Below are 20,355 nucleotides of genomic sequence, written 5' to 3' on the forward strand. Positions count from 1 at the left end.
CGTAACAGCTGGTTCTCAGAGCGCAATAGGGGTTGAGGTTTTTTTGTACAGCGTTTGCATTCGCTGAAAATCTATGCAGAAATGCATAAAAATCAGGCTCATATGGCAGCAAAAAGCCTAGGCCCGCCAATCAGATCGACGACTTCTCCCGATCGAAATCCCAGAAGGTGTTCTAATGGAATATAGCAACCTAGGTCGCACTGGCCTCAAAATCTCGCGCCTGGCTCTGGGCTGCATGACCTTCGGCTCGTCCAAGTGGGCGCCCTGGGTGCTCGATGAGGAAGCGTCGCGCCCGATCATCGAAAAGGCGGTCGATCTGGGGATAAACTTCTTTGATCTGGCTGACATGTATTCGGGCGGCGCCAGCGAGGAAGTCGTCGGGCGCGTTCTGTCGCCGATCGCGCGGCACAAGCTTGTGCTCGCTACCAAGCTCTATAATCCCATGAGCGCTGATCCCAACGACCGGGGCCTGTCGCGCAAGCACATTTTTGAGGCAGTCGATGGCAGCCTGAAGCGCCTGGGAACCGACTATATCGACCTCTACCAGTTGCATCGCTTCGACTACGAAACCCCGCTGGAAGAGACTCTCGACGCCCTCAACGACGTCGTTCGCGCCGGCAAGGTGCGCTATCTCGGCGCCTCCTCGATGCACGCCTGGCAGTTCATGAAGGCGCTCGGCATGCAGCGCGCCAATGGCTGGGCGCCGTTCGTGTCGATGCAGCCGCACTACAACCTGATCTATCGCGAGGAAGAGCGCGAAATGCTGCCGCTCTGCCGCGAAGAGGGCATTGGCGTCATTCCGTGGAGCCCACTCGCGCGTGGCCGTCTCGCCGGACGTGGCGATGAAGCCGCCAGCGCCACCACCCGTTCGCAGACCGACAAGACCGCCAGCGCGCTCTATGACCGCTCCAAGGAGCAAGACGATGCCGTGGTCGCCGCCGTGCGCACCGTGGCCGAACGCCATGGCCGTCCGCCGGCGCAGATCGCCTATGCCTGGGTCGCCAGCCGTCCGGGCATCACCGCGCCGATCGTCGGTATTTCCAAGCTGCATCAGTTCGATGATGCCATCGCAGCGCTCGAGGTCAAACTCAGCGACGAAGACGTGGCGCTGATGGAAGCCCCCTACCATCCCAAGCCGGTTGCCGGTCACCTCTAGGAGCTTTGGCCATGCTGATTGGCAATGAACTCGCAGGCCTGACGGCCGGTATCGACGCGCTCTACCGCAATACGCCCCGCAGCGACGGCTTTCTGGACAAGGAAGGCCTGATTCCGGTCGCCATGGCCGAGGTCGAACCGATCAAACTGCGCGACTATGCCGAAGCCCGTGCGCGGCTCGAATCCCTGGCGGTGCGCAATGCCGCCGAGGCGGAAAGCCCGTTGCGTCGCGACTATGTCGCCGAAATGATCGACTCGCTGCTGGCGCTGGTGACCACGTTCGAGGAAAAGCCGATCAGCTTTGTCGACCGGGTTGCCCGGCAGATCCGGGTGACGACCCAGCTCGTGCCGGACAGCGAGTTGGAAGGCTACCGCCAGACCATTCGCGAAAAGCTCGATGAGCTTGGCTATGCCGGCGGGAGCCTCGCGGAAGACTTCAACCGCTGGGAAGTCCAGGCGCGCATCCCCAAGGAAGCCGTTCTCGCCGAACTCAAGGGCCTGATTCTTGAGGGCCGCGAGCGGGTCACGGCGACCATGTATCCCATGTCGCACGAGTGGATGGAGCCCGAGGGCGTCACGGCAGTGCCGTTCTCGGCCTATTGCGATTACCCGACGCGCAAGGTTCTGCTGAATCTCGATTTCCCCTACACGCGCTTCTCCCTGAAGCACCTGGCAACCCATGAAGTGTTCCCGGGGCACCTGGTGCATATGAACCTGCGCGAACGCTATGTCGCCGAGGGCAAGATGCCGCTTGATGGCGCCCAGGTGGTGACGAGTTCGGCGAGCAGTGCGCTGTTCGAGGGCATTGCCGACAACGGCATGTTCTTCCTCGATTGGGTCAACGGCCCCGAGGACGAGCTGGGCGTCGCCCTGCAGCGTCTGCGCAGCGCCATGCGCTGCAATGCCGCCTGGATGATGCACGCGCAGGGCATGACCCTCGATGAGATCGTCCCCGTCATGGCCGACAAGGCCCTGCAGGACCCGGTAACCGCCCGTTCGCGCCTCGCCTTCCTCAGTCACAATCTGCGGGCACCGTTCGTCTATGCCTATTACGGTGGCGACATGGCAGTCCACGACGTCTGGAAGACGGTGCCGACCGAGCGTCGGGCCGAATTCTGGGCCTATCTCTACGGCAACATGCACACACCCACCACGCTGCGGAAGTACTGGGCCTAGCCGCTGCCGACCTGAATATTCCGACAAGGATCGACCAATGACCGACCATTCAGACGCCATCGCCAGGTTCGATGCAGCGATCGCCACGGCCAAGGGCCCCGAGGCCTACGAGGCTCTCCAGGCCTTCGTGCAGGCGACCGTCGGCGCCAAGCTGTTCACGGTGATGATCGTCGACATGGAGAATGAACTCTCCCGCCGCGCTTACACCAGTGACCCCGTCAGCTACCCGACATCGGGCACCAAGCCGCTCAATTACGGCCCCTGGTTTGATATCGTGCACAAGCAGCGCGCGTTCTTCATCGCCAACACGATCGAAGATATCGCCAAGGTTCTGTTCGACCACGAACTCATCAACGAGCTCGGCTGCCAGTCGATCGTCAACATGCCGATCATCATCGGGGACACGCTGATCGCCGTTGTGAACATGCTGAACGTGGAAGGTCACTTCACGCCGGAGCGCGTGCAGATGATCCGCGACGTCATCGCGATTCCGGCCAAGCTGGCTATCATGGTCGCGCGGCAATAGCCTCTAGCGAACTGCTCGCCCACGGTTGCGCCTCTCCAGTCGAGCCAAGGTCCAGGCCTTGCTGATCTGGTGGTGACCGCGGGCGACGCCCCGGCCCAGCGCGCCGAGTCTGGTGTGCTCCCGCTTGGGGTGGGCCTGTAGAAGGGCTGACCAAAGCTCAAAGGTGGACCTGCTCCCCGTGCTCCGCAGACGGGCCAGCGCGTCGGGCGGCATCTCCATCCCCAGCGCCTCCACGAGATAAGACAGCGCGAGGCCTGCATGCGCCTCGAGTTGCCGCTCGGCGCAGAGGCGCTCGAACAGGTCCCAGTCCACACTGCCGCCGCTCATCAGTGCGGCGCAATCGACCAGCCAGTCACTATGCTGGTGCCCGTCAATGCCGCCATGGGCGATCGCCATCAGCAGTCGGTCCGTTGGCGATGGCACACTCACCGGCAGGCCGCGGAACATGCCTTGCGTCGCGCGGTTCCACAGTGGCGACTGATCCTCGTCGCCAGGGGCGAGCTGGTGCAGCGGAAACTTGTGCAGATCGAGATCGCCGTGGGCACCACGATAGAGGTTGATGCCGGTTATCCGCGACAGGTCGGGCTCGCGTTTCTGGTTGTGCTGCCAGTCTGCCGACCGCAAGCTGGCATAGGCCGCCTCAAAATGCCGGCGCGGCACCAGCAGGTCGACATCGCTGGCAAACCGCCCACGCACGTCGCGCGGATCGATCACCGCCCGCGCCGCGCCTTTGAGCACCATGACGGGAATGCGCGCCGCGCTCAGAACCTGCAGCGCCGGGCCCGCGGCTTGCAGGACCAGCGTCGAATGGGTCCAGAGCATCCTCTCGACGCCCTTGAGGCGGGTTCGCACCGCTTCCGGCATTGCCGAGGCGGGCAGCCTCGCCGAGATCGCCACCAGCAAGCGCTGCTCGGCAAAGGTGACATCGTTGAGATCATGCCTCTCCAGCCACGCGCCGAATGCCAGGCCGGCACTGTGCAAGTCATGAAGAATTGCTGCCCGCAGCAGCAGGTCGCGGCCGCCTTTCGGCCAGGCCCAGGCATAGGCTGGAAAGCGGGCCGCAGGCGCGCGCTCCATCAGGCGCCGCCTTTCGCGCTTTGCCGCCGCCGTTCCAGCGCGGCGCGTGCCACCTGCAGATAGGCGCCGCCGAGACCGGAATTGCCGTGGGTCAGGCTCCCCGGGCGAATGCGGCGCAGCGCCAGGACTTCCGGCAGCATCGTCAGGATATGCCCCCGCTCGCGCATGCGCGCCCACCAGTCGATCATTTCACCCGCGCGCCCCGGCAGGTCGGCAATCGCGCCCGTCTGCACGGCCGCATCACAGCGCACCAGCATGGTGGAGCGGGACCAGCCGTCGCGGGCGCCAGCAAAGTCGGCGCTGGCCGGGTCATCGCGGAAACTGGCCAGCTTGCCGAACACAGCGGCACAGTCTGGCGTGCTTTCCAGCACCGCCATTTGCCGCTCGATCTTGTGCGCTAGCCACAGATCGTCCGCATCGAGCGTCGCCAGCAGCGGTGTCTCGACATGCTGAATGCCCAGCGTCGTGGCAGGGCCGGGGCCCGCATTGTCCTGCTGCAGCAGGGTGATCGGTCCGGCCAGAGACCGCACAACACGCGCGGTTTCGTCAGTCGAGCCATCATCCACCACCACTATGGCACTCGGCGGCAGGCTCTGCCCCAGAATGGAGGCAATGGCCGCGCCAATCGTATCTGCGCCATTGTAGACCGGAATGACCACCGAATAGGGCACTACCATTCGCTTTTCCCTGCCACGTCCCTGGTGTCGAACAGTCCCGCCGGGAACGGCGGCAGATTTCCCTTCCGGCGGCGCTGGATGGAAAGCAGCAGCGCCCGCGAGAAGTCCCGCCGCAGTTGCGCGGCGTCATGGGTCATATTGGTCTCGTGCCGCCGGTAGAAGAGGCAGGTGTCCTCGCGCACCTGATAGCGCGGGCCGCTTTCAAACATGCGCAGTAGGAAGTCCATGTCCTCGGCCTGCTTGAACTGGGTATCGAAGGCCCCGGTTCTCTTGATGAGGTCATGGCGATACATCCCGGCAGCCAACTGAACCCCGCGCACACTGGCGGTCGGCGTGCCGGCCGCCGGCGACAGGCGGTCCGGCCCGGCCACCCTGAACAATTGCGTCGTTCCGTAGATCAGCTGAAGGTCTGGATTGGTCGCGAATAGGGCCAGATCCCTGGCATATCGGCCAGCCGGCACCAGATCATCCGCATCGAGAAACGTGACGAAATCGGTGTCGGGCGCCAGCGCCGCGAGGGCCTCGTTTCGGGCCCTCGTGACTCCCTGATTGGCCGTCTCGATCAACCGGATCTGCGGCGCCTCTTTCGCAATGTCGGCAACCAATTGGCCGGTTTTGTCGGTCGAGCCATCGTTGATGACGATGATGTCGAGTTCGGCGTCGTGCTCCTGCGTCAGGATCGAGGCCAGCGCATTGCCGATATAGGGGGCCGCGTTGAAGGCTGCCATCATCACTGCCAGCTTCATGGCCGGGACTCCTCCAGAAACTGCGAGATCGTCTGGGCGATGTCCTCGGGCTCCGAACTCAGGTCAAGATAGTAGGCGGGCAATGCCCTGGTGAGCGCCGCAACAAAGCTCAGCCCCTGCCGCAGGCCGCCCGGCAGCTGCTGGAGATTGTTGGGTAGCAGGCCATAGAGCGCGTCGCGCATCGGCGCCGGTGAGATCCGGCACTTGCTGACACCAGAAATGCGCGGGATCAGAATGCCTGATAGCGCCAGCGATCGCGCCCGCGCTCCTTTGACGAGATCCTCGAAGTCAAACGTATACTTGCCCTGCCAGTTTGGCTCGCCCAGCGCACGCTCCACCGGATCGATACCCAACCGCGCAAGGCCAGCGCGATCCTGCTTCATCAGCTTGATCACGGGATAGGCCGTCGCCTGCTGCCCCTCGAGCCCGATCGCCACATAGTCGTCGCCGGCACTGGTCAGCCCGTGCAATATTCCAGCCAGCGTCGTGCCGGATTTGCCAGCGCCACCGGCACCAGCCAGCAACACGCCGCGGCCATTTCGGCCCAGCGTCGCCGCATGCACCAGCCGCATGCCCTGCGCCTGATAGCTCCAATGGAGGAAGTTCCTCAGCGGAAAGCTCGCCTCCCAGGGCGGAAAGGCGCCACTGGCCTGCAAGGTCTGGATGCCCTGGCCCCGGCTCGCCGAGAAGAACTGCCAGATCGTGTGCGTGGCATCGAACAGCCCGTCCAGACCGCTGGCTTCTAGGCCCTGAACGAATTCCCCAATGCCAAAGGTCGGGCTGCTCCAATGCGCCTGCGGCATGTCCGGCCGCGCCAAATGGTCGATGACGGCAACCGCAACCTGACTTTGCCCGCCATCGCGATAGGTGGGACTATCGACCAGCGCCTGCCGGCACAGCGCGGCATATCCTTCGCTGGCAAGGGTCGCCGTCAGGTCGAGACCGGGTAGGCTGAAGCGTTCGACTTGCTCCGCAGCGACGGAACCGTGGTCCAGCAGACCGTGCGCGTAGTCGACGACCGTCGCGTCGCTAATGCCAATCGAGGCCATGACGCCGTCAGCCCGCAGGCCGATGTGGCCAGCCGGCCTCCTCGTCCACATCGTGAATAGGATCAGCGACGAGCAGGTCCGCAAGGTCGTTGAACACCTCGACCTCGAACGTCAGCTCGCCCACGGCAAGGGCTTGGGCAATCGGGGCAATGTCGGTGCCCGGCTCACGCGGTGCAGCCTTCAGCAAGCCATACTCGACAAGCGAGGACACGACGCTCTCAACCTGCTCGCGAACTGGCGTTTCCAGTTCGCCGCACAGGGCCTCGGTCGAATGTCCCTCGGTCAGTCCTCGCCAGATCAGCGCACTGCCGCTGGCGAGGCTGAAATAGTGCCCGCGCGCGATGTCGAGCACCACGAACTCGCCATCAAATTCTTCTGCGGCAACATCAACAGAGCCGACTGCAAAGGTATTGGTCATTAAATCGCTAGCACATAATAAAACGCATGTTCCGTATCACTCGCGAAGCGATTCCGGCAAACCAGTATCGAAGAACAGCAGATTGTCTTTTGCGAGCGTCAGAGCCGCAGTTCTGACGTTACTTCCAGCCCGCGATCCTCTCTGATTTCCCCACCGTCCAGGGGGTGGTGCGCCGCCAGAACCCGGTCGCGCTGGCGGATCAACTGGGCAATCTCGGTCTCGTAGGCAGTCAGGACTGTCGTAAGCCACCGATTGACCAGGTAGGACGGCCGCGGCATCTGCATATCGAACTGGCCCAGCAAGGCAATGGTCGCCTCGGCATCGGCCCAGTCGTCGCCCACCACCCATTGATTGACGGTGAAGATGCGTACCAGCCGCCCATCCGGGTTTACGGCCAGCGCCGCCAGATGGTGGATCGGCCCGCTCGGCCCCAGCGGTCGCACGAAGCAGTGGAAGTGCCCGTGCTCGGCGCTGCCCTCCTCGGCGGGATGGCAGTGATAGTACCACTGGCTGCTGCTCGCGGGGTCGAACACGTCGCCCGCGGGATAATGCTCGAAGGCGCCGATACTATCGACGCCCCGAAGCGTTTCGCTCAATACGGTGAGCCCGCCCTTGGCGAGAATCGCCTCGCAAAAGGCCATCTCACTCAGGGCCCGTTCCCGCGCTCCGTCAGCCATCAGCCGCTCACGGCCAGGTCAGGAGCCTCAGCACCAGCAGGCTTGCTGGCGGGCGGAGGTGGCGCCGCCTTCAGGGTTGGCGCGGTAGGAGGCGTAGCCGGCGGGGGCGGGGGCGCGCGCAGGCCGCTTGCCGCTGGCGGGGTCGCCGGAGGCGGAGGTGGCGCGGCCAATTGCGGGGCCCCAGCCGCGCAGGGCGCAGTGGATACCACCGGCGCGCCCGCAGCGCAGGGCGATCCGCCCGCAACAGCGGTCTGGGCCTGGGCCTGCGGCCGCGGCGGCACCGGATTGGCGATGGTGTCATAGGCGATGGCGGCAGTGGTCGCAGCCAGAACGGCGCCGAACAGGATCGTATTGCGTGCGCTCATTTCTTGGCAAACCCATCAAGACCAAACACCGGGCGCAGCAGGATACCGCCGAACGAGCCCACAAATGCTGCCGCGAACCATAGCCAGCCATGCAGGCTCCCCGTGGCGATGCCGGAAAACAGCGCGCCGATATTGCAGCCAAATGACAGCCGCGCGCCATAGCCCATCAGCAGCCCGCCAACCACGGCGGCCAGCAGCGAGCCGATCGGCAGCTTGGCCTTGGGTGCGAACTTGCCCGCGATGGATGCCGCCAGCGCAGCCCCCAGCACCAGGCCGAAATCCATCACCGAAACCGTATCGGCCAGCACGCTCGAGTTGAGCGCCTGTGCCTGGGCAGGCCAGGTCCAGAACTCCCAGCTCGCCACGTCGACCCCAACGGCCTGCGCGATCTTGGCGCCCCAAAGTCCGAACCCATAGGTGATCGACCAGGGATGTCCGGCCAGCAGCAGCGTCGCAACGTTGAGAATGGCCAGCAGCAGGCCAGCCCCGACCAGCGGCCACGGCCCACGCAGGATCCAGCTCCAGCCGGGCCGTGCCGGTGCGGGCTCGGCCTCGATATTGCCGTGGGCGCGCTTCTCGATCAGGGCCGTCACCAGCGCGACCAGCGCCAGTCCGGCAATGGTCACCGCGATGGCAAAGCCGGTGCCGAGTTCAGCGCCGATACTGATCACGCCAAGATTGGGCTGCTGCAGCCAGAACGGCAGATGAGCGGTGCCGATCAGCGCCCCGACGATGAAGAAGGCCAGCGTCACCAGCATGCGCGCCGAACCGCCCCCGACCGTAAACAGGGTGCCCGAGCCGCAGCCGCCGCCCAGCTGCATGCCCAGCCCAAATATGGCTGCGCCCAGCAGCACCGAGACCCCGACGGGGCCAGCAGCAGCAACCATGGCCTGTCCGCCGATATTGCCGGCGGCCACCAGCGGGATCATCGCCAGCGCGGCGACGCCGATGGTCAGCATTTGCGCCCGCATGCCGCGGCCGCGTTTTTCGACCACCATGCGCTTCCACCCGCCGGTAAAGCCGAACGAGCCGTGATAGAGCGTCGCGCCCAGCGCGCCGCCAATCAGGAACAGCCCGCCCTGACGCAGGTCCACCAGATAGGTGATGATGAAAAAGCCGAGAATGAGAAAGGCCGCAGTGACCAAAAGCGGTGCCCGGTCCGCAACGGCGGGCGGCAGGTATTTTGGCGCGGAAATGGAAATATCAGTCATGAAACCGTCGACGCTGAATGGAGAAAACTCCGGGCCACGCCAGTAAGCGCGGTGCCCGGAGTGCGTTCAATAGCTAGGCGGACGATTATTGGATCGGCCGTGCGGGATCGGCAGCCCATTCGGCCATCGAGCCGTCATACATGGCGGTGTTCTCGTTGCCGCCAACTTCATGCAGCGCAAACCAGGCGATCGAAGCCCAGTGGCCGGTATTGCAGAAGACGATATTCTTCTCGTGGGCGCCGAGACCCAGCGCCTGCGACAGCGCGGCTACGGTTTCCGGCTGGGCAAAGCTGGCATATTCGCCGCTATAGAGCTTGGAGTGGGGCAGGTTCAGCGCGCCCGGAATGGTGCCTTCGATACGCACGACCGGGCTCTTGGACTGGCCGAGATACTGCGCTTCGGGGCGGCCATCGATCAGCTTGGTCCCGGCTGCCAGCGCGGCTTCGACATCAGGAGTCGTGGCGCGCAGTTCGGGGCGCAGCTGAATCGGGAATTCCGCCGCAACCGGGGTCGCCGGTTCGGCAACGCGCTCGCCGCCCTGGGCATCATACTGGCGCCAGCCGCCGTCGAGGATCGAAACGGCGTCATGGCCGAGGTATTTGAAGGTCCAGTAGACGCGGGTCGCGCCACCGAATTCCGATGAATCGGTGCCCCACGGCACGATCACCACGTGATCGTCGCCATCAATGCCGAGCCCGCCAATCAGCTTGGCGATCTGCTCCGGGGGCGGGATCTGCGCGGGAACGCCGTCGACCTCAACGCGCCATCCAGCCGAGCCATAGGGAGCCACGGCCGCGTTGGCGATATAGGGCAGGGCGCCCAGGTCGACACCGGCCACGTCATCGCGGATGTCGATGATCTTCAGGTTTTCATCACCGGCATGCGCCTTGAGCCACTCGGCCGTCACCAGCGGCGTAACATCCTGCGCGGCAGCAAAAACGGGGACTGCGACGACCATTGCGGCAGCGGCGACAAACGATGCGAGACGCATTGCGGAAAACTCCTGACAATCAATGCCTGAATTCTAGATGGAACTGATCGAGTTATCGAAGTATGGGCCCCCAAAGTCCGGGCGATTGCGGGAAAGGACCACTAGGCCGCCAACCGCAAATGGAATGAACTTCTAGCGCTGACTTTCGGGCAGCGCCCGGCCGGGTCGGGTAATCGCTGCAAGGCTCCCAAGACTCAGCTAAGTCAGGCTGATGTGCATCTGGACCAAAATCTCCCATGATGGCTGAGACAGACCTTTACCTGCCGCTGAAGGCCTTCATGGAAAGCGCCGGCTATTCCGTCAAAGGCGAGGTCAACGGCTGCGATCTGGTCGGCGTCAGGGACGGAGACCCAACGGTTCTCATCGTCTGCGAGATGAAGCTGGCCTTCAACCTCGAACTGGTGATGCAGGGCGTCAACCGTGCGACCTTCTGCGACGAAGTCTGGCTGGCTGCCAGCGCCTCAAAGACATCGAGGGGCCGCGAGCACGATGCCCGGTTCCGCAACCTGTGCCGCAGGCTTGGCTTCGGGCTCATTGCCGTGTCCTCGACCGGTGTCGTGGACGTCATCGTCGCGCCCTTTGCCGCATTGCCGCGCCGCGATCCCAAGAAGCGGTCCCGCCTGCTCGACGAACATAAACGCCGGGTCGGCGATCCGCAAAAGGGCGGTGGGCGCGGCAAGCCGATCATGACCGCCTATCGGCAGGATTGCCTGGTTTGCGCCACCGCACTGTTGAGCGGCCCGCAAAGCCCCAAGCAGCTCAAGGCGCTGGTCGGTCGGGCGCCGACCATTCTGCGCAGCAATGTCTATGGCTGGTTTGTGCGGGAGAGCCGGGGGATTTACGGGGCTCACCGAGCTCGGCCGGGCCGCCGTGCTGCCGCCGACCGCCTGACTTGGCACGATCGACACCGGCACGCGATCTGCCGTCGGGCTGTGGCGGAAAACCGGCACGCGCTTGAGCAGTAGGCGCAGGGCTTCCCAATAGATGCCGCCCACCACTTTGAGCGTCATCAGGGGATAGCGGAACAGGGCGCCCGCCAGCTCCCGGTCCGTGAACTCGCGCCGCTCGCCGCCAAAAGCCGCGCGCAGCAGCAGGCCTTCGCTGTCGGTCTCGTCAATACGCACCAGGACGTGCTCTCCCGGCGCCACGACGTGGAAATTGTAGCGGCAATCCATCGGTATGAAGGGCGAGACATAGAACTGCTTGGCGCAGCTATGCCGGTATGGTCCCTTTTCTTCGCTGGTCCGCAACACGTAGATCCAGCGTTCCCCGAACGTGTTGGAAACCTCGTAGATCAGCGCCCGGACAACGCCCCCTGCATCGCCGCAATAGTAGACGGTCAGCGGATTAAAGACGAAGCCAAACAGCCGCGGATAGCAGAGGATTTCGACGCGTGGATGGGTAATGTCGAGCCCCGCCTGATCCAGCACATCTTCGACCCAGTCGCGCAGACCGCTCCTGCGCCTGTCCCCGAGATCCTTTTCCCATACGCTGAGCGGCGCGCGGCGATTGAACCCGAACAGCCGGCTGCGCTGGCTGAGGTCAGGCGCTTCATCCAGATCGAGCAGCAGAGTGAAGACGCTATAGCGCAGGCTGTGCCGCTTTGGGCGCAGCCGGCTATGAACGACATGCCCGCGATAGAGCCCCGATCTTGCCATCAGGGCACCGGTTCCAACACCGGGCGGCGCGCGATGCGTTCAGCGTGCGGGGCGACCTGCCACGGCCGCGCCACCCCGCTCAGAGCCTCGGCGACGGCGAGCCCCGATTGTAGCGCATCCTCATGGAAGCCGTAGCCGAAATAGCTGCCGCAGAACCACGTATTGCGGTTGGCATTGAGCCGCCACAGCTGCTGCTGCGCCTTGAGCGCCGCTTTGTCGAACAGCGGGTGGTCGTAGTTGAAACTGCGCAGCACCTGGTCAGGCGCAATCGCCTGGTTCGGGTTGAGCGTGACGAAAAGCGGGTGGCGCCGATCGAGATTCTGCAGCCGGTTCATCCAATAGGTCACGCACAGCGCATCCTCGGGCCCGGTTGCCCCTGCCACATAGTTCCAGCTCGACCAGGCCCGCCGGCGGCGCGGCATCAGGCTGCGGTCCGTGTGCAATACGGCCAGGTTCGGCGTGTAGCGAAACGCGCCCAGCAATTCGCTCTCCACCGCGTCGGGATCGGCCAGCAATGTGAGCGCCTGATCGGCGTGGGTGGCAATGACGATCTCGTCGAACCGGTCGGTGTGGCCGTGGATGTCGGTTACCATCACGCCATCGAAGACGCGCGCCACGGCTTTCGCCGCGCATCCAAGCCGCACATTGGCCGATGTCAGGGCGGCGATACGGTCCACATAGCTGCGGCTGCCGCCGGTGACCGTCCGCCAGGTCGGCCGCCCGGCCAGCTTGAGCAGGCCGTGGCTCTCAAAGAACCGGATGAACGCAAAAAGCGGATAGTCGCGCATCTGACCGGCCGATGCCGACCAGATCGCCGCGCCGATGGGCAACAGATGGTCATCGATGAACGACTGCGCATAGTGGCCGTCATCGAGAAACTCACCGAGCGTCATTTCCTGCAGCTCGCTGCGACCCAGCAGGCCCGGCGCGTCGCGATAGAAGCGCGTGAGGTCCCGCAGCATGCGCCAGAACCGGGCGCGCAGGATATTGCTGGGCTGGGCCATCATGGCCGAGCTGGAGTATTCGAGCCGGCCGCCATCGAGCGATGCCGAGAACGACATTTCCGAGTCCTGCGTCGCAACACCCAGATGCTCGAACAGCGCGACGAGGTTGGGATAATTGCCCTCGTTATAGACGATGAAGCCGGTATCGACGGCCGTCGACGTCGCTCCGGTGGGCACGTCGACCGTATGGGCATGACCTCCAAGCCGGTCTTCCGCCTCATAGATCACCACGTCATTGGTGCCACTCAGCAACCAGGCTGCCGAGAGCCCGGCAATGCCGGACCCCACAACGGCGATCCTGCGTGACGGCGAATGGGACTGGGCGCGCTTCACGATCGTAACCTCATGCTTGGTACGATCACTACGACCAACCCCGCCAGCTGGATGACTCGCCGGAAAATAAAACTGGCGCGTGATCCAATCCGCCGGGGCCGCCGTACTCCCCGCCATGAGACAAAGTTCGCTTGCATCCAATTTTGGTTTGACCAGCACTCCCGCTGCTCTACTTGTTGCGGGATTGACTGGTGCGGTGCGCGTGCGCCGCCGCGAACAACGAACGAGACCCATGCCTGGTGAGGATAGCGACAACGTTGACGACCAGATGACGCTGCTCTTGCTGCAGGTCGGGCGTGCCCAGGACGTGGAGGCATTTGAGGCGCTGTTCCGCCATTTCGGTCCGCGCATCAAGTCCTACATGGCCAAGGTCGACCGCAATCGGGCCGAAGAGTTGATGCAGGAAACCATGATGTCGGTCTGGCGCAAGGCCAGCCTGTTCGATGCCACGCGGGGCGTTGCTGCCAGCTGGATATTCACCATCGCCCGAAACCATCGTATCGACGCCCTCCGGCGCGACCGCCGCGCCGAGATCGATCCCGATGACCCGGCGCTGGTGCCGGAGACGCCGATGGCTGCCGATCAGGCACTCGATATCAGCCAGAATGCCCGGCTGATGCGCGAGGCCATGGCCAGCCTGCCTTCCGAGCAATTGCAGGTGCTCGAATTGTCTTTCTACCAGGAACAGTCCCAGAGTGAGATCGCCACGCGGCTCGCTTTGCCTCTCGGTACCGTCAAATCGCGCATGCGGCTGGGTTTTGCCAAGCTCCGCGCGGTTCTCGAAGGCGGGAGCAAACAGCCATGATCCCGCAGCACCACCTCAGCGAAGACCTGTTGCTCGCTTATGCCGCTGGCACCCTGTCGGAAGGCTGGACCATTGCCGTCGCCTCCCATCTCGCCCTGTGCCCGCAATGCCGCGCGCAGTCGGCGCAGGCCGACATGCTCGGCGGCACGATGCTCGATACCATCGCGCCCGAGCCATTGGCCGATGACGCTTGGGCCGCCATGCGCGCCCGTCTCGATACTGAAACTCCGCTAGCAAAGACAAAGCCGGCCAAGGCCATGGCTTCGGGCAAGCCCGTCCTGCCCATGCCCCTGCGCGCCTATGTCGGCGGCGATATTGATACCATTCACTGGCGCGCACTGGGGCGGGGTGCGGCGCAGATGATGCTGCCCACCGCTGATCCGACGACGCAGGTGCGGTTGCTGCGCATTCCCGCCGGCAAGCCGGTGCCCGAGCACAGCCATGGCGGGCGTGAGCTGACCCTGGTCCTGTCCGGCAGCTTCCGCGATGGTGAAATGGTGTTCGGCCCCGGCGACATCGAGGATGCCGACGGCTCCATCCTGCATACGCCGACGGCCACGCCGGAGGCCGACTGCATCTGCCTGGCGGTAACCGACGCGCCACTGCGCTTCAGCAGCTGGCTGGTGCGGCTGATCCAGCCCATCCTCAAGATCTAGCCAAGGAAACAAGGTCCATGGTCAACCATCTGGTCGCCTACCTCTCGACCGCCTTCGTGTTCTTTGCGGTGGATTTTGTGTGGCTGACGAAACTGTCGACGGGCATTTATCGCCCCCGTCTGGGCGAGCTGCTGCTCGATCAGCCGAACTTGCTCATCGCCGGACTGTTCTACCTGTTTTATGTCGGGGGCATCGTCTACTTCGCGGTGGCCCCGGCGCTGGCCGATGGCGGCTGGAGCAAGGCGCTGGTGGCCGGGCTGGTGTTGGGCTTCGTCGCCTACGGCACCTATGACCTCACCAATCTCTCCACCCTGCGCGGCTGGCCCTGGTCCGTGACCCTGATCGATCTCGCCTGGGGCACCGCCCTCACTGGCGTTGCGGCGGTTTCAGGCTTTTTCATCACGCAGTTCTTTCTGCGCTGATCAGACCATTGATCCAATAGGGAAATGCGAGCGTAGTGTTGGCTATCTAAGCTCATAGGTAGTCAAACATGGCGTCTCCCCAAACCGCACCCAAATCCGCCCGCAAGGGGCGATCTCGCTGGGTGTGGATGGCCATTGGCGGGGTCCTGCTCATCGCTGGCGCCTACGCCTTCGTGCAGCGGCCCTGGCAGTCCGGGCCTGCCGCAGTTGCGGTCGAAATCGTCGCTGAAGGCCCGATAACCCAGGCACTGGCCGTCAATGGCCGCGTCGCCGCCCGCCATGCCGTCAAGGTCCGCTCGGCCGTACTCGGGCAGGCGATTGCTGTTGGTGCCGAGGAGGGGGCCAGTGTAGCGGCCGGCGACGTGCTGTTGCAGCTCGATGCTTCTCAAGCCAAGGCCCAATTGCTCCAGTCCACCGCCGCGCTTGATGCCGGGTTGGTCCGTCAGCAGCAGGCGCAGGCGATTGCCGACCGGGCCCGCGCTTTGGGCGACAATGCCACGCGCTCGGCCCGCGAAGACGCCGAGCTGTCGCTGACCGCCGCCAGCAACGAGGTCAACCGTCTGAGCGCCGCCGTTGAGCAGGCGCAGAGCCAGCTGGCGCAATACACCATCACCGCGCCCCTCAGCGGCGTGGTGCTCGACAGGTCAGTCGACAAGGGTCAAATGGTGGATACCCAGTCGGATTTGTTCACCGTCGCCGATCTCAGCGAGTTGCTGGTCGAAACCGATGTCGACGAAATCTACTCCTCGCGCATACACGATGGCCTCGTTGCGCTGCTTCGCCCGGCTGGCGACTCCGTCCCGCAAAACGGCACCGTCATCTTCGCTGCACCGACCGTGGATCCCTCCACCGGCGGTCGCGCCGTCAAGATCGCGTTCGACAATGCGGTCGATCTGCCGGTCGGTCTCACCGTCAATGCCAATATCATCGTGTCGCAAACTGACGCCGCCCTGTCGGTGCCGCGCAGCGCCATCGTCACCGAAGGCCCCGATAGCCATCTGCTGGTGCTCGAAAACGGCACGGTCCAGCAACGCGCCATCGCATTTTCCGATTGGCCGGCTGAGCGGGTGATCGTCACCAGTGGCCTCACCGTGGGCGACGCGGTCATCCTCGATCCCGCTGCGGTCAGCGTCGGTCGGCCCGCAGTGGCGGAATAGCGTCATGCAATACGGCTTCAAGATCGCCATGCGCTACCTCACCGCCAGCAAGGCCCAGACCGGCCTGCTGATCGCCGGCGTGGCGGTGGGTGTTTTCGTCTTCATCTTCATGAGCGCGCTGATCGGGGGCCTCGCGGTGTTCCTCGTACAGCGCACCGTCGGCGACATCGCGCATGTGACCATCGAGGCGCCCGCCCGCGATCCGGGCTCGCTGCTGCCCGATGATGCCGGTGTATTGCTGGTCGAACAGCGCGCCGCCAACCAGCGCGAGCTCCTGCGCACCGCCGATGCCTTCATGCCCATCATCGCCGCAACGCCGGGCGTTGCGGCCACCTCGCAGCAGATCGTGGGCAATGGCTTTCTGGTGCGCGGCCAGTCCAATGCGCCCGTGGGCGTAACCGGGGTCGAGCCGGGCAAGGTTTCCGCCATCGCCAATATCGGGAAGCGCCTCATCGCCGGAAATACCGACCTCACCAACTCCACGGTGATCATCGGCAGCAAGCTTGCCGATACGCTGGGCGTCGGCATCGGCCAGGTGGTGCGGATGCAGTCCGACCGCGGCAATGAGCGGCCGCTCGTGGTTGGCGGCATTTTCGAGCTGGGCCTCGACGCCTTGGATAGCCGCACCGCCTTTGTCAGCCTTGGCACGGCGAGAATTCTGTTCGATATGCCGCAGGGCATTTCGCGCATCGAACTCAAGCTGGAAGACCTCAACCAGGCCGACGCCTTTGCCCGGCGCATTGCGGCTGATACCGGCCTCAAGGCGACGCCCTGGACTGCGGGCAATGCCCAGCTGCTCGATGGCCTGCGGGCGCAGGGCAGTTCCGGCGACCTGATCAAGGCCTTCGCGCTGATCACCATCGTCATTGGGGTGGCCAGCGCACTGCTGCTCTCCACCTATCGGCGGCGGCCCGAGATCGGCATCATGCGCGCAATGGGCGCCAGCCGGCTCTTCGTCATCTTCGTCTTCGTCACCCAGGGCGCGCTGATCGGCATCCTTGGCGGGCTGATCGGAGCGGGGCTTGGCTATGCGGTGCTCTCGCCTTTCCCGGTGCCCGAACTCGCCCCGCCGGGCGGCCTGCCGGTCGATGTCCGGCAGGGTGCCTATGGGCTGGCCATCGCGCTGACGGCGATCGGCGCCATCCTGGCCTCCATCCTGCCGGCCCGCGCCGCCGCGAGGGTGGACCCGGTTTCGGTGATCGGCCAATGAGTGCGCTTCTGGAGGTCCGCGACCTCGTCAAAACCTATGGCGAAGGCGAAGCCGAAACCCGTGTGCTCAAGGGGCTCAATCTGTCGCTGCAAACCGGCGAACTCACCGCTCTGCTTGGCCCCTCCGGCTCCGGCAAGAGCACCTTGCTGACCATTCTCGGCACACTGATGAAGCCGACCTCGGGCCAGCACATCATGCTGGGCGAGGATCTGACGCGCGCCGATGACCGCGCGCTAACCGAATTCCGCAACCGCCATATCGGCTTCGTCTTCCAGTTCCACCACCTGCTGCCCGATTTCACCGCCCTCGAGAATGTCATCTTCCCCGCCGCCGTGCGCGCTGGTCGAGAAACTGCCGAAGCGCGAGATCGCGGCCGCGAACTGCTGGCCCGCGTCGGGCTCGAAAGCCGCACGGATTATCTCGCCACCAAGCTCTCGGGCGGTCAGAAGCAGCGCGTCGCCATCGCCCGGGCCCTGATGAACAAGCCAGAGCTGGTTCTCGCCGACGAGCCGACCGGCAATCTCGACCGGGAATCCGCCGAGCAGGTGATGGAGCTGATCGGCGATATCAACCGCGAGGAAAAGACCAGCTTCCTGATCTCGACCCATGACGACAAGATCGCCAATACCTGCCGCCGTCAGATCCGAGTGGTGGCCGGGCGAACCGAGTAGTGGGAGAGGGCAGGGGGGCTAGACCGTCTCCTCCCGCCCGCTGGCATTGGATGCCATGGCCGCATCGAGCACTTTCTGGATCGTCGCGGCGCGGCGGAACGAAGGTTCCTGTGTCTTGCTGGCTCGCACTGCGCTGACAAAGCGCTGGTAGTTGGTTTCGACCGGATCGAACGGCACATCGCGCCAGGTGGCGGTGTGCACGTCCTCGCCCAAGCACGCCCGCAGGGTTGAGGTGCCGGTGTCGTAGATGATCTCGACCGAGCCGGTTTCCCCATAGATGCGCAGCCGCAGCTGGTCCATCTGCCCCGCTGCGGTGCGGGTCGCCTGGATCGTGCCGATGGCGCCGGTGGTGAAGTCGACATTCATTGTGAAGCTGTCATTGGCGTCGAGCACATATTCGCCAATCCGGTTCCCCGGCGCCTTGTCGAAAGTCCTAAGCCGCCCGAACACATGCGCCACGTCCAGCCCGCTGCCATAGGAGGCGAAGTCCACGATGTGGATGCCGATATCGCCCAGCGCGCCATTGGAGCCATGCGCCGTGCTTAGGCGCCACAGGAACTTGGTCTCTGTGTGCCAATCGCCCCAGTGATTGCCCACCAGCCAGCTCTGCAGGTGCGACGCCTCCAGGTGCCGCACCGCGCCGATGGCGCCCGACAGCACCATTTCGCGCCCCTTCTGTAGCGCCGGTGAATTGCGATAGGTGAAGTTGACCATGCCCACCTTGCCCGAGCGCTCCATCGCCTCGGTCATTTCCATGGCCTTGGTGGCGTCCGTTGCCAGCGGCTTCTCGCAGAATATATGTTTGCCCGCGGCGATCGCCTGCATGGTGGTGGGGTGGTGGATGCGATCGGGGGTGACATTGGCCACAGCGTCGAATTCGCCCCAGGCCAGCGCCTCCTCCAGCGAGGCGAACTGCCGGCCGATATGATGCTCGTCGCAGAAGGCCCTCAACCGGTCCGGGTCGACGTCGACGCCGCCCACGATGCTCACGCCATCGATGGCGGCGAAATTGGTCGCATGGCTATTGGCCATGCCGCCTGTGCCCAGAATGAGCAGTCGCATGGAATCCATCCTCCTCTGGAGGCGGCCCGATTTTTCGGTTGCCGCCCGTCTCGGCCGTCAGCTTCTCCAGTGTGGCTGGGGCTCGGCCAAAGTCTGCAGGGTCTCGACATCCTCGCCGTCGATGCGCTTGAGCAGCAGGCGCGTCAGTTCGCCCCCGGCGGCGAACACATCCTCGCGGATGCTGTCCATGGCGGGGAACAGGGTCGGCAGGATGCCCGAGGTCTGCTTGTAGATGATGTGCACATCCCGCCCCAGCGTGAGCCCGCCCTCCTGCAGGCCCCCCACCAGCGCGATGGTGCGAATTTCGCTGTCGCAGATAATGCCGTCGGGCCGGTCGGGCTTGTTGGCAAGCGCCAGCCCGATGGCGCGGATTTCTTCCGGGCTACGCCCCTGCGTATCCTCGAGGATGTGAGCCTCGATCCCGGCCCGCGCCGTCGCCTTGTGAAAGGCCGTGACGATGTTGTGGTGGTTGGTGGTGCGGTCGTCGCCGATCACCAGCATCACGCGCTGGCAGCCCTTGCTCGCCAGCCGCTCCACCGCCATGGCGGCAAAATCCTCGGAGTGGAAATCGTGATAGGCGTGCGGGGTATAGAATTCGGTGCGGCCGTGGCTGACAAACGGAAAGTCGGCATCGATCATCATCTGCACACGCTTGTCGCGCGGTCCGGTATGGGTGATCACCACCCCGTCGGCTGTGCGATTGTCGAGGATGTAGCGGATGGTCTCGGCCGAATTGTAACGTTCGAATTCCGGGATGACCGTCAGGTGATAGCGCGTCCCCTTGATGGCCTGGCCGATGCCCTGGATCATGTGGCGCGCGAAGTCGATCGAGTCCTCGGCGCCGTCCAGCACCAGCGCGATAACATTGGTCTTGCCCGTGCGCAGACGCACCCCGGCGCGGTCGGGCACATAGCCCAGGGCCTTGGCGGCCTCGGCAACCTTGTCGCGCGTTTCCTGCTTCAGCGTGGTACCGCCGCGTAGCGACAGCGATACCGTCGACAGGCTCAGGCCCGTCATGTCGGCAATGGTGCGCAAGGTCACGCGCTGGTTTCCCGCGCTGCGTCCGTTGCCGTTCGATGTGGTCTTGCTGGTCATTGGCGTGTCGTTCCCCGCCCCGTTTTTACACTGCTCGCCCACGAAACCAAACACTGCAAATTTTGCAACGATGCACAACATCGGCATTCGATCTGAAACGATTGCGCAATACGCAACATGTTGGTGTAAAACAATAAAAAATCATGAAGGTCATCATGCCTGACCAAATGCGATTCACAATTGCAACGTTGCATATGATGTGGTTACCTCGCTT

At 64.2% G+C, this 20,355-nt stretch carries 22 protein-coding genes and 1 pseudogene; 10 read left to right on the plus strand and 13 right to left on the minus strand.

Features of this window, described 5'->3' with window-relative positions; translation table 11 throughout:
- Positions 1-175: 175 nt before the first annotated feature.
- From ACZ5WT_RS11225 to ACZ5WT_RS11235, 3 genes are read left to right on the plus strand one after another with little or no spacing between them, the layout of a single operon-like run.
- Complete coding sequence (locus ACZ5WT_RS11225; protein WP_464283877.1) at positions 176-1,156, plus strand: aldo/keto reductase; 981 nt, start codon at positions 176-178, stop codon at positions 1,154-1,156.
- A gap of 11 nt (positions 1,157-1,167) precedes the next feature.
- On the plus strand, positions 1,168-2,331 hold the full coding sequence (locus tag ACZ5WT_RS11230) for a hypothetical protein (protein WP_464283878.1): 1,164 nt from the start codon (positions 1,168-1,170) through the stop codon (positions 2,329-2,331).
- 37 nt (positions 2,332-2,368) lie between these two features.
- Positions 2,369-2,857, plus strand: coding sequence for a GAF domain-containing protein (locus ACZ5WT_RS11235; RefSeq protein ID WP_464283879.1), 489 nt, complete (start codon positions 2,369-2,371; stop codon positions 2,855-2,857).
- Between the two features lie 3 nt (positions 2,858-2,860).
- On the opposite strand, the gene ACZ5WT_RS11240 is transcribed toward ACZ5WT_RS11235, so the two are convergent.
- From ACZ5WT_RS11240 to ACZ5WT_RS11280, 9 genes are all read right to left on the minus strand, one after another.
- Positions 2,861-3,934, minus strand: coding sequence for a nucleotidyltransferase family protein (locus ACZ5WT_RS11240; protein WP_464283880.1), 1,074 nt, complete (start codon positions 3,932-3,934; stop codon positions 2,861-2,863).
- Positions 3,934-4,611, minus strand: a complete 678-nt coding sequence (locus tag ACZ5WT_RS11245) for a glycosyltransferase family 2 protein (RefSeq protein WP_464283881.1) — start codon at positions 4,609-4,611, stop codon at positions 3,934-3,936. Before ACZ5WT_RS11245 ends, ACZ5WT_RS11240 begins: the two co-directional genes overlap by 1 nt.
- Entirely contained in the window at positions 4,605-5,357 is a 753-nt protein-coding gene (locus ACZ5WT_RS11250; RefSeq protein WP_464283882.1) for a glycosyltransferase family 2 protein, read from the minus strand. The genes ACZ5WT_RS11245 and ACZ5WT_RS11250 overlap by 7 nt, the downstream gene beginning before the upstream one ends.
- On the minus strand, positions 5,354-6,406 hold the full coding sequence (locus ACZ5WT_RS11255; protein WP_464283883.1) for a serine kinase: 1,053 nt from the start codon (positions 6,404-6,406) through the stop codon (positions 5,354-5,356). The genes ACZ5WT_RS11250 and ACZ5WT_RS11255 overlap by 4 nt, the downstream gene beginning before the upstream one ends.
- A 7-nt stretch (positions 6,407-6,413) precedes the next feature.
- Positions 6,414-6,824, minus strand: a complete 411-nt coding sequence (locus ACZ5WT_RS11260; protein WP_464283884.1) for a PqqD family protein — start codon at positions 6,822-6,824, stop codon at positions 6,414-6,416.
- Between the two features lie 98 nt (positions 6,825-6,922).
- Positions 6,923-7,501: a DUF6969 family protein gene (locus tag ACZ5WT_RS11265; RefSeq protein ID WP_464283885.1), complete on the minus strand. Its 579-nt coding sequence runs from the start codon at positions 7,499-7,501 to the stop codon at positions 6,923-6,925.
- A complete protein-coding gene (locus ACZ5WT_RS11270; RefSeq protein ID WP_464283886.1) occupies positions 7,501-7,866 on the minus strand; it encodes a hypothetical protein in 366 nt (121 codons plus the stop codon). Before ACZ5WT_RS11270 ends, ACZ5WT_RS11265 begins: the two co-directional genes overlap by 1 nt.
- On the minus strand, positions 7,863-9,077 hold the full coding sequence (locus ACZ5WT_RS11275) for a YeeE/YedE family protein (protein ID WP_464283887.1): 1,215 nt from the start codon (positions 9,075-9,077) through the stop codon (positions 7,863-7,865). The genes ACZ5WT_RS11270 and ACZ5WT_RS11275 overlap by 4 nt, the downstream gene beginning before the upstream one ends.
- Before the next feature lie 85 nt (positions 9,078-9,162).
- Positions 9,163-10,068, minus strand: coding sequence for a sulfurtransferase (locus ACZ5WT_RS11280; protein WP_464283888.1), 906 nt, complete (start codon positions 10,066-10,068; stop codon positions 9,163-9,165).
- 404 nt (positions 10,069-10,472) lie between these two features.
- On the opposite strand from ACZ5WT_RS11280, the gene ACZ5WT_RS11285 reads away from it, so the two are divergent.
- Entirely contained in the window at positions 10,473-11,033 is a 561-nt protein-coding gene (locus tag ACZ5WT_RS11285; RefSeq protein WP_464287195.1) for a DUF2161 family putative PD-(D/E)XK-type phosphodiesterase, read from the plus strand.
- A gap of 24 nt (positions 11,034-11,057) precedes the next feature.
- Here ACZ5WT_RS11285 and ACZ5WT_RS11290 read toward each other — a convergent pair.
- Positions 11,058-11,726, minus strand: a pseudogene (locus ACZ5WT_RS11290) (DUF1365 domain-containing protein); the annotation flags it as partial.
- A complete protein-coding gene (locus tag ACZ5WT_RS11295) occupies positions 11,726-13,063 on the minus strand; it encodes an NAD(P)/FAD-dependent oxidoreductase (RefSeq protein WP_464283889.1) in 1,338 nt (445 codons plus the stop codon). The gene ACZ5WT_RS11295 and the pseudogene ACZ5WT_RS11290, both read right to left, overlap by 1 nt.
- A gap of 232 nt (positions 13,064-13,295) precedes the next feature.
- Here ACZ5WT_RS11295 and ACZ5WT_RS11300 point away from each other — a divergent pair, with 232 nt between their 5' ends.
- The 6 genes from ACZ5WT_RS11300 (at position 13,296) to ACZ5WT_RS11325 (ending at position 17,984) form a co-directional block, all read left to right on the plus strand.
- Positions 13,296-13,868 carry a sigma-70 family RNA polymerase sigma factor gene (locus ACZ5WT_RS11300; RefSeq protein WP_464283890.1) on the plus strand — a complete coding sequence of 191 codons (573 nt, stop codon included), beginning with the start codon at positions 13,296-13,298 and terminating at the stop codon, positions 13,866-13,868.
- Positions 13,865-14,524, plus strand: coding sequence for a ChrR family anti-sigma-E factor (locus ACZ5WT_RS11305; RefSeq protein WP_464283891.1), 660 nt, complete (start codon positions 13,865-13,867; stop codon positions 14,522-14,524). Before ACZ5WT_RS11300 ends, ACZ5WT_RS11305 begins: the two co-directional genes overlap by 4 nt.
- Positions 14,525-14,541: 17 nt before the next feature.
- Positions 14,542-14,946 carry a DUF2177 family protein gene (locus tag ACZ5WT_RS11310; RefSeq protein ID WP_464283892.1) on the plus strand — a complete coding sequence of 135 codons (405 nt, stop codon included), beginning with the start codon at positions 14,542-14,544 and terminating at the stop codon, positions 14,944-14,946.
- Positions 14,947-15,014: 68 nt separating this feature from the next.
- Positions 15,015-16,103 carry an efflux RND transporter periplasmic adaptor subunit gene (locus tag ACZ5WT_RS11315; RefSeq protein ID WP_464283893.1) on the plus strand — a complete coding sequence of 363 codons (1,089 nt, stop codon included), beginning with the start codon at positions 15,015-15,017 and terminating at the stop codon, positions 16,101-16,103.
- Between the two features lie 4 nt (positions 16,104-16,107).
- Positions 16,108-17,313 carry an ABC transporter permease gene (locus ACZ5WT_RS11320; RefSeq protein ID WP_464283894.1) on the plus strand — a complete coding sequence of 402 codons (1,206 nt, stop codon included), beginning with the start codon at positions 16,108-16,110 and terminating at the stop codon, positions 17,311-17,313.
- Positions 17,310-17,984, plus strand: coding sequence for an ABC transporter ATP-binding protein (locus ACZ5WT_RS11325; protein ID WP_464283895.1), 675 nt, complete (start codon positions 17,310-17,312; stop codon positions 17,982-17,984). The genes ACZ5WT_RS11320 and ACZ5WT_RS11325 overlap by 4 nt, the downstream gene beginning before the upstream one ends.
- 18 nt (positions 17,985-18,002) lie before the next feature.
- On the opposite strand, the gene ACZ5WT_RS11330 is transcribed toward ACZ5WT_RS11325, so the two are convergent.
- Together ACZ5WT_RS11330 and ACZ5WT_RS11335 are read right to left on the minus strand one after the other, a co-directional pair.
- Positions 18,003-19,046: a Gfo/Idh/MocA family protein gene (locus ACZ5WT_RS11330; RefSeq protein WP_464283896.1), complete on the minus strand. Its 1,044-nt coding sequence runs from the start codon at positions 19,044-19,046 to the stop codon at positions 18,003-18,005.
- Positions 19,047-19,103: 57 nt separating this feature from the next.
- On the minus strand, positions 19,104-20,141 hold the full coding sequence (locus ACZ5WT_RS11335; protein WP_464283897.1) for a LacI family transcriptional regulator: 1,038 nt from the start codon (positions 20,139-20,141) through the stop codon (positions 19,104-19,106).
- Between the last annotated feature and the right edge of the window lie 214 nt (positions 20,142-20,355).

The organism is Devosia sp. T2-14 (assembly GCF_055397495.1).

What these genes read in the sequence shown, in the direction of transcription:
- ACZ5WT_RS11225 (WP_464283877.1), top strand. Translation starts at nt 176, where the DNA reads ATGGAATATAGCAACCTAGGTCGCACTGGCCTCAAAATCTCGCGCCTG.
- ACZ5WT_RS11230 (WP_464283878.1), top strand. Translation starts at nt 1,168, where the DNA reads ATGCTGATTGGCAATGAACTCGCAGGCCTGACGGCCGGTATCGACGCG.
- ACZ5WT_RS11235 (WP_464283879.1), top strand. Translation starts at nt 2,369, where the DNA reads ATGACCGACCATTCAGACGCCATCGCCAGGTTCGATGCAGCGATCGCC.
- ACZ5WT_RS11240 (WP_464283880.1), bottom strand. Translation starts at nt 3,934, where the DNA reads ATGGAGCGCGCGCCTGCGGCCCGCTTTCCAGCCTATGCCTGGGCCTGG.
- ACZ5WT_RS11245 (WP_464283881.1), bottom strand. Translation starts at nt 4,611, where the DNA reads ATGGTAGTGCCCTATTCGGTGGTCATTCCGGTCTACAATGGCGCAGAT.
- ACZ5WT_RS11250 (WP_464283882.1), bottom strand. Translation starts at nt 5,357, where the DNA reads ATGAAGCTGGCAGTGATGATGGCAGCCTTCAACGCGGCCCCCTATATC.
- ACZ5WT_RS11255 (WP_464283883.1), bottom strand. Translation starts at nt 6,406, where the DNA reads ATGGCCTCGATTGGCATTAGCGACGCGACGGTCGTCGACTACGCGCAC.
- ACZ5WT_RS11260 (WP_464283884.1), bottom strand. Translation starts at nt 6,824, where the DNA reads ATGACCAATACCTTTGCAGTCGGCTCTGTTGATGTTGCCGCAGAAGAA.
- ACZ5WT_RS11265 (WP_464283885.1), bottom strand. Translation starts at nt 7,501, where the DNA reads ATGGCTGACGGAGCGCGGGAACGGGCCCTGAGTGAGATGGCCTTTTGC.
- ACZ5WT_RS11270 (WP_464283886.1), bottom strand. Translation starts at nt 7,866, where the DNA reads ATGAGCGCACGCAATACGATCCTGTTCGGCGCCGTTCTGGCTGCGACC.
- ACZ5WT_RS11275 (WP_464283887.1), bottom strand. Translation starts at nt 9,077, where the DNA reads ATGACTGATATTTCCATTTCCGCGCCAAAATACCTGCCGCCCGCCGTT.
- ACZ5WT_RS11280 (WP_464283888.1), bottom strand. Translation starts at nt 10,068, where the DNA reads ATGCGTCTCGCATCGTTTGTCGCCGCTGCCGCAATGGTCGTCGCAGTC.
- ACZ5WT_RS11285 (WP_464287195.1), top strand. Translation starts at nt 10,473, where the DNA reads ATGCAGGGCGTCAACCGTGCGACCTTCTGCGACGAAGTCTGGCTGGCT.
- ACZ5WT_RS11300 (WP_464283890.1), top strand. Translation starts at nt 13,296, where the DNA reads ATGCCTGGTGAGGATAGCGACAACGTTGACGACCAGATGACGCTGCTC.
- ACZ5WT_RS11305 (WP_464283891.1), top strand. Translation starts at nt 13,865, where the DNA reads ATGATCCCGCAGCACCACCTCAGCGAAGACCTGTTGCTCGCTTATGCC.
- ACZ5WT_RS11310 (WP_464283892.1), top strand. Translation starts at nt 14,542, where the DNA reads ATGGTCAACCATCTGGTCGCCTACCTCTCGACCGCCTTCGTGTTCTTT.
- ACZ5WT_RS11315 (WP_464283893.1), top strand. Translation starts at nt 15,015, where the DNA reads ATGGCGTCTCCCCAAACCGCACCCAAATCCGCCCGCAAGGGGCGATCT.
- ACZ5WT_RS11320 (WP_464283894.1), top strand. Translation starts at nt 16,108, where the DNA reads ATGCAATACGGCTTCAAGATCGCCATGCGCTACCTCACCGCCAGCAAG.
- ACZ5WT_RS11325 (WP_464283895.1), top strand. Translation starts at nt 17,310, where the DNA reads ATGAGTGCGCTTCTGGAGGTCCGCGACCTCGTCAAAACCTATGGCGAA.
- ACZ5WT_RS11330 (WP_464283896.1), bottom strand. Translation starts at nt 19,046, where the DNA reads ATGCGACTGCTCATTCTGGGCACAGGCGGCATGGCCAATAGCCATGCG.
- ACZ5WT_RS11335 (WP_464283897.1), bottom strand. Translation starts at nt 20,141, where the DNA reads ATGACCAGCAAGACCACATCGAACGGCAACGGACGCAGCGCGGGAAAC.